This window comes from Streptomyces sp. NPDC055025, assembly GCF_053608565.1.
This window is the reverse complement of sequence record NZ_JBSGVS010000030.1, coordinates 86,904-99,312: the sequence shown is the minus strand read 5'-3', so window position 1 is coordinate 99,312 and position 12,409 is coordinate 86,904. Positions and strand designations below refer to the sequence as shown.

Genomic DNA, 12,409 nt, shown 5'->3' with positions numbered 1-12,409 from the left:
CCGCCGTACCGCTCCCACGCGGGCGGCCGGATCCCGGGGCGGAGCGTTTTCAGCCGTCCTTCACCGACGGCGATACCCCACGCGGAACCGGCTCGTTGTGCTTCACGGACACCGTCACCGACCCCGGACACCCGGGTGCCCGACCCGTGGAAGGCAGCCCCGCCGATGACCGCGTACCCCACCCGCCTCGACCACCCCCACGACCTCGTGGGCATCGGCATCGGGCCGTTCAACCTCTCCCTCGCCGCACTCGCCGACGGTGTGCACGGAGGCCTCGGCACCGCCTTCTACGACCGGAGCCCCGCCTTCCACTGGCACCCCGGACTGCTCATCGAGGACGCCACCCTGCAAGTGCCCTTCCTCGCCGACCTGGTCACCCTCGCCGACCCCACCAGCCGCTGGACCTTCCTCAACTACCTCAAGGCCCGCGACCGGCTCTTCCCCTTCTACGTCGCCGAGCGCTTCCACATCCTGCGCGCCGAATACGACGCGTACTGCCGCTGGGTCAGCGGCCAGCTCCCCGGACTTCACTTCGGCCACCAGGTCGACGCCGTCCGCTGGAACCCCGAACGCGCCCTGTTCGAGATCGACTTCACCCAGACCGGCCACGAGGGCGAAGCCGAAGCGCTCGGCCGCGCCCACGCCCGCCATATCGCCGTCGGCATCGGCAGCGAGCCGTACATCCCCGAACCGCTCAGGCCCCTCGCCGAAGCCCCCACGGTCCCCGTCATCCACTCCGCCGCCTATCTCGACCACCGCGACCGGCTGCTCGCCGCCGGGCACATCACCGTCATCGGATCAGGACAGTCCGGCGCGGAGATCTTCCTCGACCTGCTGCGCTGCCGCCCCACCGGGCTGGAACGGATCCACTGGCTGGGCCGTACGGAGGCCTTCGCGCCCATGGAGTACTCCAAGCTCGGCCTGGAACACTTCACCCCCGACTACACCCGCTACTTCCACGCCCTGCCCGAGCGCGTACGCGACGAACTCGTCCCCCGGCAGTGGCAGCTCCACAAGGGCATCGACGCCGGCACCATCGCCGCCATCCACGACGAGCTGTACCGGCGCACCCTCCACGGCGGCTGGCCCGACGCCGTCCTCACCCCCGGAGTCTCCGTCCGCACCGCCGGACGCGTCGCCACCACCAAGGTCGAACTCCATCTGGAACACACCCAGCAGGGCGCCAGAAGCCGGATCACCACCGACGCCGTCGTCCTCGCCACCGGCTACCGCGAACGCCCCCTCGACGGGCTCCTCGCCGGACTCGACCCGTATCTGCGCAGGGACGGCTCGGAACGCCTCCGTGTCGACGAGCACCACCGCATCGCGCTCGCCCCCGCCGTCACCGGCTCCGTCTACGTACAGAACGCCGAACGGCACACCCATGGAGTCGGCGCACCCGACCTCGGGCTCGCCGCCTGGCGCAGCGCCACGATCCTCAACCACCTCACCGGCACCGAGCCCTACCCGCTGCCCCGGCGCACCGCGTTCACCAGCTTCGGACTCGACGGCGGGGACCGGACCCGCCCGGTGCCCGCACCGAGGGGTCTGGTCCCGCTCACCGAAGTCCGCTGACACGCGCGCCCGCCGGTACGGCGGCCCGAGGACACGGGGGCCCGCCGACGCGGGGAGGCGTGCGCCGGGCCGTGCGGCTCGTACAGGTCAGAAGACCGGCGTACCGTCGCGTGTCAGCTTCCAGTCCACCGAGGCGAACTGCGCCGGATCCACCGTGCCCGCCGCCTGCACCCAGTTGATGATCGTGTTCCGGATCTCGTCCGAGTTCGACCAGAGCTGCTGAGCCGTCGCCACATGCGGGAAGTTGCCGCCACCGCTCGCCCGGTAGTTGTTCACCGCGAAGACGAACTTCGCCGCCGGGTCCAGCGCGGCGCCCTCGAACCGCAGATTGACGATCCGCGAGCCCACCGGCTTCGCGATGTCGATGTCGTACGTCAGACCCGACACCGCGTCATAGTTGTAGTCCGGGGTGCCCTGGGCGTTCGTCAGCCTCGAAGTGTCCACAGGACCGCCCGCCGGCGTCTGCACGTAGTACCTCGCCGAGAACTCCAGATAGTCCTTGATCTGCGCGCCCGTCAGCAGCCGCGCCTCCATCGTGTTCTCGAACGGGTACAGACCCGCCGCGTCCTTGATGGTCACCTGGCCCGCCGGGATCGCCGCCGTACGCGAGAAGCACGACGCCTGCGACAGCACCGGCAGCGCCGCCCACTCGGTGCCCGCCAGAGCCGCCTTCACCGTCTCCGCCTGGACATGGTTGATCAGATCGATGATCGGCTCGTCCTTCCACGGCGCGTCGACCGTGGTGATCGTCGCCGTCGACGTACCGATGACCTGATTGACGTACTCGACGGCCTTGCGGTGCTCGTCGATGAGCAGGTCGGCGATCTTCGGGTCCTCCTCCACGGCATTGGAGTTCAGGACCTTCGCGGAGACGCTCTCGACCCTCCAGGAGCCCCGCTCCTCCACCAGCTCGAAGTCGAACGTCGTCAGCCGCATACCCCAGCGGGACGGCTCCGACAGCACAACCTCCTTGCCGGTCTCCTTGTTGACCACCCGGCGCTCCGCGATCTCCGAGTGCGCGTGGCCCACCAGGATCGCGTCGATTCCCGGCACCTGCTCGGCCACCAGCGTCGCCGCGTTCTCCACATACGGCACCTGGTCGCCGTAGGAGGACGTACCGCTCGTACCCGAGTGCGCCGATACGATGACCACATCCGCGCCCATGGACCGCAGCTTCGGCACCCACTTCGCCGCCTGCTCCTCCAGGCCCGAGAACGTCATCTGCCCCTGGACATTCGTCTTGTCCCAGATCGCGATACCCGGGTTCGTCAGACCGAGGATCGCCACCCGCACATCCGCGGCGTGCGTCACACGCAGCTTCTTGATCACATACGGAGGGAACGCCGGCTGGAGCGTCTTCGCGTCCAGCGCGTTCGCACCCAGCAGCGGGAAGTCACACTGCTTCTCGAACTTCCGAAGCAGCGGAATGCCGTAGTTGAACTCGTGATTGCCCAGCGCCGCCGCGTCGTATTCCATCGCGTTCATGGCCTGCGCCATCGGGTGGACCGGACCCCGCTTGGCGGTGATCGGGTCGACCTTCGCGTAGTAGTACGAGAGCTGGGTGCCCTGAATGGTGTCACCCGCGTCGATCAGCAGCGTGTTCCGATGGCCCTTCGCCTCACGGATCTGGTTGACCAGCGTGGAGATCTTCGCGAGACCGATGTCGTTGTGGGCGGTGTCGTCGTACTCCTTGTCCGTGAAGTAGTCCCAGTTGAAGACATTGCCGTGCAGGTCCGTCGTCCCCATCACGGTGAACGAGTACCGCTCCGGGTCCCGGTCGCGGCTGTCGGCCGCGGCCGGCACCGTCGCACCTCCCGCCAGGGCCATACCCGCACCGGCGGCAGCGGTGCTGCCCAGGAACGTCCTTCGGTTCAGCGGCATTTCGTTCTCTTCTCCGTCGAAGCAGTCAACAACGCGCGTAGATTCTGGCTCACGTGCACCGGAGCGCAACACCCCCGCAAGGTTTCGATCAGATGACTGCCGACTGTCGTACCCGAGTGCGAGAGTGGGCGTACGGGGCGGCCCGCCGTTCCTGGCGTGGTCCACGCCGTACCCGCCGTACCCGCCGTAGTCCACGCCGTACCCGCCCGTACAGCCGCACGAGGGAGCGAGCCGCAGATGATCACCGACGCACCGACCCCCGCACCGCCCTACGGCACCCCGGACACCCCGCGCGTCGCCGTCCGCGGCGAGGCACGCCTCGAAGTCGACCCCGAGATCGCCAGGATCGGCGTCACCATCGGCGCCCGCGGCACCGACCGGCGCACCGCGCTCGACGACCTCACCCGGCGCAACGCCGAAGCACTCACCCTCATCAAGTCCTACGGCGAGGCCGTCGAGAAGCTGGAGACCGGCGCCTTCTCCATCAGCCCCGAACTCACCAAGCACGGCCGGGGCGAACGAATCCGCGCCTACCACGGCCGGGTCCACCTCACCGTCGAACTCACCGACTTCACCGCCCTCGGCGAACTCACCACCCGCCTCGCCGATCTCGAACTCACCCAGGTCGGCGGCCCCTGGTGGGCCCTGCGCCCCGACTCGCCCGCCCACGGCGAGGCCCGCCGCCAAGCCGTACGGGAAGCCGTCCAGCGCGCCCGCGAATACGCCGAGGCGCTCGGCGCCCGGCTCGCCGCCCTCGTCGAACTGGCCGACCTCGGCGCGGAGGCCCCCGTCGCCTACGGGATGGCCCCCGCGGGCGCCCTGCGCAGCCGGTCCTTCGGCGCCACCGACGCGGTCGAAGCCGCGCCCGCGCTCGATCTCGAACCGCAACGCCAGACCGTCCACGCCCAGGTGAACGCGCGCTTCACGATGACACCGCCCGACCTCGGCGCCTGAATGCGCGTCCATGCTCATCGGAGCGGACCCCCGCACAATTCAACACTTGTCAACAGCCCTTAACGCAAAGGTTGTTGAGTGGTCATGCACGGCCAATTCGCTACCCATCGGTAAGCCCTACGCTCGATATATGCGCCGAGCGAAAATCGTCTGTACCCTGGGGCCCGCCACCGACTCATACGACCAGATCAAAGCACTGGTAGAGGCCGGAATGGACGTCGCCCGCCTCAACCTCAGCCACGGCACCTACGCCGACCACGAGGAGCGCTACCACCGCGTAAGGAAAGCCGCCGAGGAAACCGGCCGCAGCGTCGGAATCCTCGCCGACCTTCAAGGCCCGAAGATCCGGCTCGGCCGCTTTCGCGAAGGACCCGTACTCCTTGAACGCGGCGACGAATTCACCATCACCGTCGAACCCGTCGAAGGCGACCGGCATCTCTGCGCCACCACCTACGAAGGACTCGCCGCCGACGTCACCACCGGCGAACGCATCCTCGTCGACGACGGCAAAGTCACCCTCGAAGTCACCTCCGTCGACGGACCCCGCGTCCACACCCTCGTCATCGAGGGAGGCATGGTCTCCGACCACAAGGGACTCAACCTCCCCGGTGTCGCCGTCTCCGTCCCCGCGCTCTCCGGGAAGGACATCGACGACCTCCGCTGGGCCGTGCGCACCGGCGCCGATGTCATCGCGCTCTCCTTCGTACGCACCGGCGCCGACATCAACGACGTCCACCGCGTCATGGACGAGGAAGGCCGCCGGCTCCCCGTCATCGCCAAGATCGAGAAGCCCCAGGCCGTCGAGAACATCGACGGCATCGTCGCCGCCTTCGACGGCATCATGGTCGCCCGCGGCGACCTCGGCGTCGAGATGCCCCTCGAACAGGTCCCGATCGTGCAGAAGCGCGCCATCAAGCTCGCCAAGCGCAACGCCAAGCCCGTCATCGTCGCCACCCAGATGCTCGACTCGATGATCGAGAACTCCCGGCCCACCCGCGCCGAGGCCTCCGACGTCGCCAACGCCGTCATCGACGGCAGCGACGCCGTGATGCTCTCCGGCGAGACCAGCGTCGGCAAATACCCCGTCGAGACCGTCAGGACGATGGGCCGGATCGTGGAGGCGGCCGAGGAGGACATCCTCGCCAAGGGCCTCCCGGAGATCACCGAAAGCAGCAAGCCCCGCACACAGGGCGGCGCGGTCGCCCGCGCGGCGGCCGAGATCGGTGACTTCCTCGGCGCGAGGTTCCTCGTCGCCTTCACCCAGTCCGGCGACACCGTCCGCCGCCTCTCCCGCTACCGCTCACCGATCCCCCTGCTGGCCTTCACCCCCGACCCCGCCACCCGCGCGCAGCTCAACCTCACCTGGGGCGTCGAGGCCTTCCTCGGCCCGCGGGTCGACTCCACGGACGCGATGGTCGCCCAGGTCGACGAGGAACTCCTCAGGATCGGCCGCTGCGCGAAGGGCGACACCGTGGTGATCACGGCCGGCTCCCCGCCCGGAATCACCGGCTCGACGAACCTGGTACGGGTCCACCACATCGGCGAGGACGACAGCCCGAAGTAATCAGTACTTGGCCCCGATGTGCGCGTCCATAAGAGCGACGGACGCGCGCTTGGCGACGGAGATGTTCTTGGCCAGCCGCGTCCGCTGGTTGGTCGACTTCCACTCGACGCCGACCAGGTCGAGGGCGTCGGTGAAGAGCCGCAGGATGTCGGCGGAGGCGTTGGAGAAGAAGTAGCGCGGATACTCGTACCGCTTGCGCTCGCCGCCGATGACCTTCTCGGTCCAGTTGGTGATCCGGCAGCCGTCCGAGTGGATCAGGCCGCGTATGAAGTCCCAGGGCTGTTCCTGGACGATCGCCTGCTGCCAGGCGGCGAGTTCGATCTTCCGCTCGTGCTTCTTGCCCGGCCCGTGCTGGGGGAACAGGCACGGCAGGTGTTTGGAGCAGACCTTGATGTTATGGCAGCCCTTACGGCGCAGGCGCCATGTGGCGTTGTGCGGGAACACGGCCCGGAGGGCCGCTTCTGCCGCGTCCTGTAAACCCGGCCACGCATCGTCCAGCGTGAGCATCAGGCTGGGGACCTTGTGCTTCACGTAGTGGCTTATGTGGCCATCGCCGAGATAGAGCCCCAGCAGATATGCGTAGGCGGCCCGGTCGAGCGGACGGCCGTCGCAGATCGGGCAGAGCAGCGAAAGCCGGGGTGGGACCTGCTCGCCGCGCTTCCTGCGGTCTTGGTGGCGCCACCATCCGATCGTGCCGCGCGGCACGTTCAGACGTTCGGCAACAACCCGGTTGGTCATGCCTCGCCTCAGCAGGGCGAGCGCTTCCTCGCGTATCGAGGGGTCGTGCTGTTCCATGGCGGGAGCTTTACGTGATCTTCTGCGCCACGCCAGGAACCGAACACGCGATCACCAGCAAGAGTGAAGATCGCCACTCGGGTGATCCACCTTGGAATCAAAGGGAGAGTGCCCCGAGTCGGATTCGAACCGACGCTGTATGGGTTTTGAATCCATGGCCTCTACCGCTGGGCTACCGGGGCTCCTTCAAAACGAAGGAAGGCGAAGACCCTCCGTGCCCCAACCATACCGCAGCTCGGTAGGCTCAAGGGAGCAGCATCCTGTCTGAACGAGGAGCCCCCGTGACCGCCCCCGAGTCGCCCCAGCCCGTCGACGATGACGACAAGTCGCACGTTCCGCCACTGACGACGCGTGTCGTCATCGCCGAGGACGAGGCTCTGATCCGTCTCGATCTGAAAGAGATGCTCGAGGAAGAGGGCTACGCGGTCGTCGGTGAGGCCGGGGACGGTGAGCGGGCCGTGGAGCTGGCTCGGGAGCACCGGCCGGATCTGGTGATCCTGGATGTGAAGATGCCGGTGCTGGACGGGATCTCGGCGGCGGAGAAGATCGCCGAGGAGTCCATCGCGCCGGTGCTGATGCTGACCGCGTTCTCGCAGCGGGATCTGGTGGAGCGGGCCCGGGACGCCGGGGCGATGGCGTATCTGGTGAAGCCGTTCAGCAAGAGTGATGTGGTGCCGGCGATCGAGATGGCGGTGTCGCGGTTCACGGAGCTGCGGACGCTGGAGCGTGAGGTCGCGGATCTGACGCAGCGGCTGGAGACGCGGAAGCTGGTGGACCGGGCGAAGTCGATTCTTCAGACGCAGTACGGGCTGACGGAGCCGGCGGCGTTCCGGTGGATCCAGAAGACGTCGATGGACCGGCGGCTGTCGATGCAGCAGGTGGCGGAGGCGGTTATCGAGGACGCGAAGGAGAAGAAGGCGTCCAAGGGGGAGTAGCCCGTACGCGCCCCGTGCCCGTACGCGCCCGCCGGGTCCCGTGCCCGTACGCGCCCCGCGCCTGTACCCGTACGTGTGTACGGCAGGAGGCCCGTCCCGAGTTGATCGGGGCGGGCCTCCTGCCGTGCTGCCTTGGGTACGGGGTGTACGGGCCGTGCGCCGCGTGCGCGCCGTACCGGTCGGGTCGTCAGTCCTCGCCGAGGTAGGCCTTGCGTACGGATTCGTCGTGCAGGAGGTTCTGTCCGGTGCCGGAGAGGACGATCTTGCCGACTTCCATGACATGGCCCTGGTCGGCGAGTGAGAGCGCCGCCTGCGCGTTCTGTTCGACGAGCAGGATGGTGGTGCCCTGGGACTTCAGTTCGCTGATGGTGGCCATGATCTTCTGCATCATGATCGGTGAGAGCCCCATGGAGGGTTCGTCGAGCATGAGCAGTTTGGGCTGGGACATGAGGGCGCGGCCCATGGCGAGCATCTGCTGTTCGCCGCCGGAGAGCGTGCCGGCCGCCTGCTTCCTCCGTTCCCCGAGGATGGGGAAGAGGTCGTAGGCGCGCTGGACGTCTCTGGCGATGCCGTCGCTGTCCTTCCGCAGGAACGCGCCGAGGAGCAGATTGTCCTCGATGGTCATGCGGGGGAAGATGTGCCGGCCTTCGGGGGAGTGCGCGAGACCAAGGGCGACGATGTCGTGTGCCTGGGTCTTCTTGAGCGATTTGCCGTTGAACCTGATCTGGCCGCCGAGCGGTCTGATCAGTCCGGAGAGGGTGCGCAGGGTGGTGGTCTTGCCGGCGCCGTTGGTGCCGATGAGGGTGACGATCTCGCCGGCCTCGACGCTGAACGAGATGCCTTTGACGGCCTCGATCTTGCCGTAGGCGACGCGCAGGTCCTCGACCTCGAGCAGTGCGGTCATCGGTCGTTCTCCTTGCCTGCGGCCCCGGTTTCGGCGGCTTCCACTTCGGCCGCCTCCTCGGCGCCCGGCGCGCCTTCGAAGGGTTCGCCGAGGTAGGCGGCGATGACGCGTTCGTCCTGCTGGACGGTCTGGCTGTCGCCTTCGACGAGTTTCTCGCCCTGGACGAGTACGGCGACCCGGTCGCAGAGGTTGAAGATGAAGCGCATGTCGTGCTCGATGACGAGGATGGCGATGCCCATGTCCCGGATGGCGAAGACGAGTTCCTCGGTGGCCCGGGTCTCCTGCGGGTTCATGCCGGCGGTGGGCTCGTCGAGGAGCAGGAGTCCCGGTTCGCTGGCGAGGGCGCGGGCGATTTCGAGCTTGCGCTGCTCGCCGTAGGGGAGGTTGCGCGAGAGGTGCTCGGCCTTGTCGGCGAGGCCGATGAAGTCGAGGAGTTCCATCGCGCGGGTGCGGGAGGCCGCTTCGGCGCGGTGGAAGCCGGGGCCGCGGACGAGGGCGGACCAGAGTCCTTCTTTGGTGCGGGTGTGCCGGCCGACGAGCACGTTCTCCAGAACGGTCATATTGCCGAAGAGGCGGATGTTCTGGAAGGTGCGGGCGATGCCGGCGGCTGTGACCTTGAAGGATTTGGCGGGCAGGACGGTGCCCTTGTAGCGGACTTCGCCCTCGGTGGGGATGTAGAGCCCGGTGAGGCAGTTGAAGAAGGTGGTCTTGCCGGCGCCGTTGGGGCCGATGAGTCCGACGATCTCGCCGCTGCCGACGGTGAGGTCGACGGAGCGTACGGCGGTGAGGCCGCCGAAGCGCATGGTGACGCCCCGGGCGTCGAGGACGGTTTCGCCGGGCGCGGCGGCCGGGGCGGTGTCCTTGGTGGTGGTGTCGGTGGTCATGGATCAGGCCCCTGTCTTGCTGAGGACTGTGGGCGCTTCCGCGGTTTCGTGGAATTCCAGTTGGCGGCGCCGGTTGGGGATGAGCCCTTCGGGGCGGAAGCGCATGAGGAGGATGAGCGCGAGTCCGAAGGCGAAGAGCTGGTAGTCGCCGAGGAACTGGAGTTTGTTGGGGATGAGGTAGAGCAGGGCGGCTCCGACGAGGGGGCCGCTCATGGTGCCCATGCCGCCGAGGACGACGGCCGCGAGGAGGAACGCGGAGTTGGGCGGTACGGGCCAGGCGAAGAGGTACTGCTCGGGTGTCACGGTGTAGGTGACGTGTGCCTGTACGGTGCCGGCGAGTCCGGCGAGGGAGGCGCCGAGGGCGAAGGCGATGAGCTTGACGCGGAAGCCGTTGATGCCCATGGCGAGCGCGGCGGTCTCGTCCTCGCGGATGGCGACCCAGGCGCGGCCGATACGGGAGTCGCCGCTGCGTCGGAAGACGAGGACGACGACGGCCGTGATGAGCAGCATGAGGAAGAAGTAGTTGGCGAATCGCCCGATGGTGATGCCGCCGATGGCGTGTTCGGCTCCGAGGTCGAATCCGAGGATGTTGAGGTTCGGGATCGAGGAGATGCCGTTGGAGCCGTTGGTGATGTCGGGTCCGGAGGTGCCGTCGGTGTTGTTGACGGTGATGCGGAAGATCTCTCCGAAGCCGAGGGTGACGATGGCGAGGTAGTCGCCGCGCAGGCGGAGGGTGGGTGCGCCGATGAGGACGCCGAAGACGAGGGACGCTCCGGCGCCGACGAGGATGGCGGCCCAGAAGGGGAAGTGCACTCCGAGCGGTGAGGTGGGCGAGCCGGAGACGAGGGCCGCCGCGTAGGCGCCGACGCCGAGGAAGGCGACGTATCCGAGGTCGAGGAGTCCGGCGAGGCCGACGACGATGTTGAGGCCGAGGGCGACGGTGGCGAAGATCAGGATGTAGACGCCGATGGTCGCGAACTGGTCGTTGGTCTGGGTGAACGGGAAGCACGCGGCGGCGATGAAGGCGCCGGCGATGGTGATGTTCTGGTGGCGGGCGGTGATCTCGGAGACCCGGCTGATGAGCCCGGCCTTGTTGAGCGCGGCGAATCCGAGGCCCGCGGTGATCATGAAGCCGATGAACAGTTCGTCGTACTCGGTGCCGATGCCGTAGGTGAAGACGCCGAGGCCGAGTGCGAGGACGGCCGTGATGATCAGGATCTCGGCATAGCTCGGCAGGGTGCGCGAGGCGCTGACGGTCCCGGTGGTGAAGGCGGCCTTGAAGGTGGTCCAGCGGTTGCCCGCGTTGTGCTTGAACTGGTCCCAGCCGGTGTCCTCGGGGTCGGCGGGGTCGAGCGCGGGGCGCTCGAAGGGGAGCCCGAGGGCGCCGAGGAGCGTGAGCAGGGTGGCCGCGCCGGTGACGTATCCGCCGGGTTCGAGGTTGGCGAGCCCGCCGAGCTTCACGGTGATCGCGATGAGCGTGTACCAGGCGGTGGCGAAGGCGGCGAGTGCGGCGAGTTTGACGGCCGCGTCGGCGCCGGCGGGGGCGAGCCAGCGGGTGCCCTTGACGCCGTAGGAGGCCAGCGCGAAGAGGACGGTGAGCACTCCGGCGATGAGGACCTGCCACTGGAGGCCGCCGGGGTAGCCGTAGACGGTGAGGTCTCCGGGGAATTCGGAGGTCCAGGTCCAGGCCAGGAAGGCGCTGATGACCGTCAGGACGCCGCCGCCGGCCGCGAGTGCACGGGCGGTGGCGGCGGGCAGCGGGACGAGTCCGCCGCGTGGCGGTTCGGCCGGGGCGTGCGGGATGTCCGGCGAGTCCGGGGAGTCCGCGAGGGGGGTCTGTGTGGTCATGGTTCTCACGCCCTGTCCGCGACGCGCTCGCCGAGGAGGCCTTGTGGCCTGACGAGGAGTACGACGATGAGGAGTACGAAAGCCCAGACGTCGGCCCAGGACTGGCCGCCGAGCTGCTGCATACCGGGGATGTCCGCGATGTATGCGGTGGCCATGGTTTCCGCGATGCCGAGGACGAGTCCGCCGAGCATGGCGCCGTAGATGTTGCCGATGCCGCCGAGGACCGCGGCGGTGAAGGCCTTGAGTCCGAGGAGGAAGCCCATCTTGTATTCGACGACGCCGTACTTGAGGCCGTAGGCGACGGCGCCGACGGCGGCGAAGGCCGCGCCGAGGGCGAAGGCGACCACGATGATGCGGTCGGTGTTGACACCCATGAGTTTGGCGGTGTCGCGGTCCTGTGCGGTGGCCTGCATTCCTCGTCCGGTGCGGGTGCGCATCACGAAGAACGCGAGGATCGCCATGCAGAGGGGGGCGGCGGCGATGAGGAAGATGTCACCGGTCTGGATGGTGACGGAGCCGATGTGGAAGGGGCCGCCGGGGATCTGCGGGAAGGTGCGGGCGGACTTCGCTTCGGGGTACCAGGCCCAGACGGCCTGCTGGAGCGCCAGGGAGAGGCCGATCGCGGTGATCAGCGGAGCGAGTCTGGGGGCGCCGCGCAGGGGGCGGTAGGCGAAACGTTCCGCGCCGATGGCGATGGTGGTGGCGACGATGACGGCTCCGACGATCATGAGCGGCAGGGCCAGCCACATGGTGGTGCCGGTGGGCAGGATGAGCCAGACCGTGAGGGCGCCGAAGCCGCCGGTCATGAAGATCTCGCCGTGGGCGAAGTTGATGAGCTGGACGATGCCATAGACCATCGTGTAGCCGATGGCGACGAGCCCGTACATGGAGCCCAATAGCACGCCGTTGACCAGCTGTTGCGGCAGTTCGTGCACCGCGGGTCCTCCGATTTTCTTCGGATGTGGCACCGCGCGGGGGGGCGTGTTGTGGGGCCCCCCGCGGGGGGGGGGGTTAGGGGTTAGGGGCGGGTTAAACCGAGGTGGCGGGTTAGGCCGGGGTGTGGGGGCCG

10 protein-coding genes and 1 tRNA gene are annotated in these 12,409 nt (G+C 68.2%); 4 read left to right on the top strand and 7 right to left on the bottom strand.

What is annotated here, in order from left to right; all coding sequences use genetic code 11:
* Positions 1-165 precede the first annotated feature (165 nt).
* A complete protein-coding gene (locus ACWGDX_RS19965) occupies positions 166-1,575 on the top strand; it encodes a lysine N(6)-hydroxylase/L-ornithine N(5)-oxygenase family protein (protein ID WP_453627271.1) in 1,410 nt (469 codons plus the stop codon).
* Between the two features lie 87 nt (positions 1,576-1,662).
* On the opposite strand, the gene ACWGDX_RS19960 is transcribed toward ACWGDX_RS19965, so the two are convergent.
* A complete protein-coding gene (locus ACWGDX_RS19960; RefSeq protein ID WP_453627269.1) occupies positions 1,663-3,456 on the bottom strand; it encodes a bifunctional metallophosphatase/5'-nucleotidase in 1,794 nt (597 codons plus the stop codon).
* Positions 3,457-3,693: 237 nt separating this feature from the next.
* Between ACWGDX_RS19960 and ACWGDX_RS19955 the strand changes: the two genes are divergently transcribed.
* Together ACWGDX_RS19955 and pyk are read left to right on the top strand one after the other, a co-directional pair.
* Positions 3,694-4,410 (top strand): SIMPL domain-containing protein, encoded by a 717-nt coding sequence (locus tag ACWGDX_RS19955; RefSeq protein ID WP_453627267.1) that lies wholly within the window; start codon positions 3,694-3,696, stop codon positions 4,408-4,410.
* 130 nt (positions 4,411-4,540) lie between these two features.
* Positions 4,541-5,974 carry a pyruvate kinase gene (pyk, locus tag ACWGDX_RS19950; RefSeq protein ID WP_453627265.1) on the top strand — a complete coding sequence of 478 codons (1,434 nt, stop codon included), beginning with the start codon at positions 4,541-4,543 and terminating at the stop codon, positions 5,972-5,974.
* Here pyk and ACWGDX_RS19945 read toward each other — a convergent pair whose 3' ends face one another.
* Both ACWGDX_RS19945 and ACWGDX_RS19940 read right to left on the bottom strand, forming a co-directional pair.
* Positions 5,975-6,769, bottom strand: coding sequence for a helix-turn-helix domain-containing protein (locus ACWGDX_RS19945; protein WP_453627263.1), 795 nt, complete (start codon positions 6,767-6,769; stop codon positions 5,975-5,977).
* A gap of 109 nt (positions 6,770-6,878) precedes the next feature.
* Positions 6,879-6,951 (bottom strand) — tRNA-Leu (locus tag ACWGDX_RS19940).
* Between the two features lie 99 nt (positions 6,952-7,050).
* Here ACWGDX_RS19940 and ACWGDX_RS19935 point away from each other — a divergent pair.
* Complete coding sequence (locus ACWGDX_RS19935; RefSeq protein ID WP_066954595.1) at positions 7,051-7,704, top strand: ANTAR domain-containing response regulator; 654 nt, start codon at positions 7,051-7,053, stop codon at positions 7,702-7,704.
* A gap of 187 nt (positions 7,705-7,891) precedes the next feature.
* Here ACWGDX_RS19935 and ACWGDX_RS19930 read toward each other — a convergent pair whose 3' ends face one another.
* The 4 genes from ACWGDX_RS19930 to ACWGDX_RS19915 are packed head-to-tail and all read right to left on the bottom strand — an operon-like array spanning position 7,892 to position 12,275.
* Positions 7,892-8,608, bottom strand: a complete 717-nt coding sequence (locus tag ACWGDX_RS19930) for an ABC transporter ATP-binding protein (RefSeq protein ID WP_453627261.1) — start codon at positions 8,606-8,608, stop codon at positions 7,892-7,894.
* Positions 8,605-9,492 (bottom strand): ABC transporter ATP-binding protein, encoded by an 888-nt coding sequence (locus tag ACWGDX_RS19925; protein WP_453627259.1) that lies wholly within the window; start codon positions 9,490-9,492, stop codon positions 8,605-8,607. Before ACWGDX_RS19925 ends, ACWGDX_RS19930 begins: the two co-directional genes overlap by 4 nt.
* Before the next feature lie 3 nt (positions 9,493-9,495).
* Positions 9,496-11,340 carry a branched-chain amino acid ABC transporter permease gene (locus tag ACWGDX_RS19920; RefSeq protein ID WP_453627257.1) on the bottom strand — a complete coding sequence of 615 codons (1,845 nt, stop codon included), beginning with the start codon at positions 11,338-11,340 and terminating at the stop codon, positions 9,496-9,498.
* Positions 11,341-11,345: 5 nt separating this feature from the next.
* The gene (locus tag ACWGDX_RS19915) at positions 11,346-12,275 is read right to left on the bottom strand and encodes a branched-chain amino acid ABC transporter permease (protein ID WP_365902429.1); all 930 of its coding nucleotides are present in this window, start codon (positions 12,273-12,275) and stop codon (positions 11,346-11,348) included.
* Between the last annotated feature and the right edge of the window lie 134 nt (positions 12,276-12,409).

What these genes read in the sequence shown, in the direction of transcription:
- ACWGDX_RS19965 (WP_453627271.1), top strand. Translation starts at nt 166, where the DNA reads ATGACCGCGTACCCCACCCGCCTCGACCACCCCCACGACCTCGTGGGC.
- ACWGDX_RS19960 (WP_453627269.1), bottom strand. Translation starts at nt 3,456, where the DNA reads ATGCCGCTGAACCGAAGGACGTTCCTGGGCAGCACCGCTGCCGCCGGT.
- ACWGDX_RS19955 (WP_453627267.1), top strand. Translation starts at nt 3,694, where the DNA reads ATGATCACCGACGCACCGACCCCCGCACCGCCCTACGGCACCCCGGAC.
- pyk (WP_453627265.1), top strand. Translation starts at nt 4,541, where the DNA reads ATGCGCCGAGCGAAAATCGTCTGTACCCTGGGGCCCGCCACCGACTCA.
- ACWGDX_RS19945 (WP_453627263.1), bottom strand. Translation starts at nt 6,769, where the DNA reads ATGGAACAGCACGACCCCTCGATACGCGAGGAAGCGCTCGCCCTGCTG.
- ACWGDX_RS19930 (WP_453627261.1), bottom strand. Translation starts at nt 8,608, where the DNA reads ATGACCGCACTGCTCGAGGTCGAGGACCTGCGCGTCGCCTACGGCAAG.
- ACWGDX_RS19925 (WP_453627259.1), bottom strand. Translation starts at nt 9,492, where the DNA reads ATGACCACCGACACCACCACCAAGGACACCGCCCCGGCCGCCGCGCCC.
- ACWGDX_RS19920 (WP_453627257.1), bottom strand. Translation starts at nt 11,340, where the DNA reads ATGACCACACAGACCCCCCTCGCGGACTCCCCGGACTCGCCGGACATC.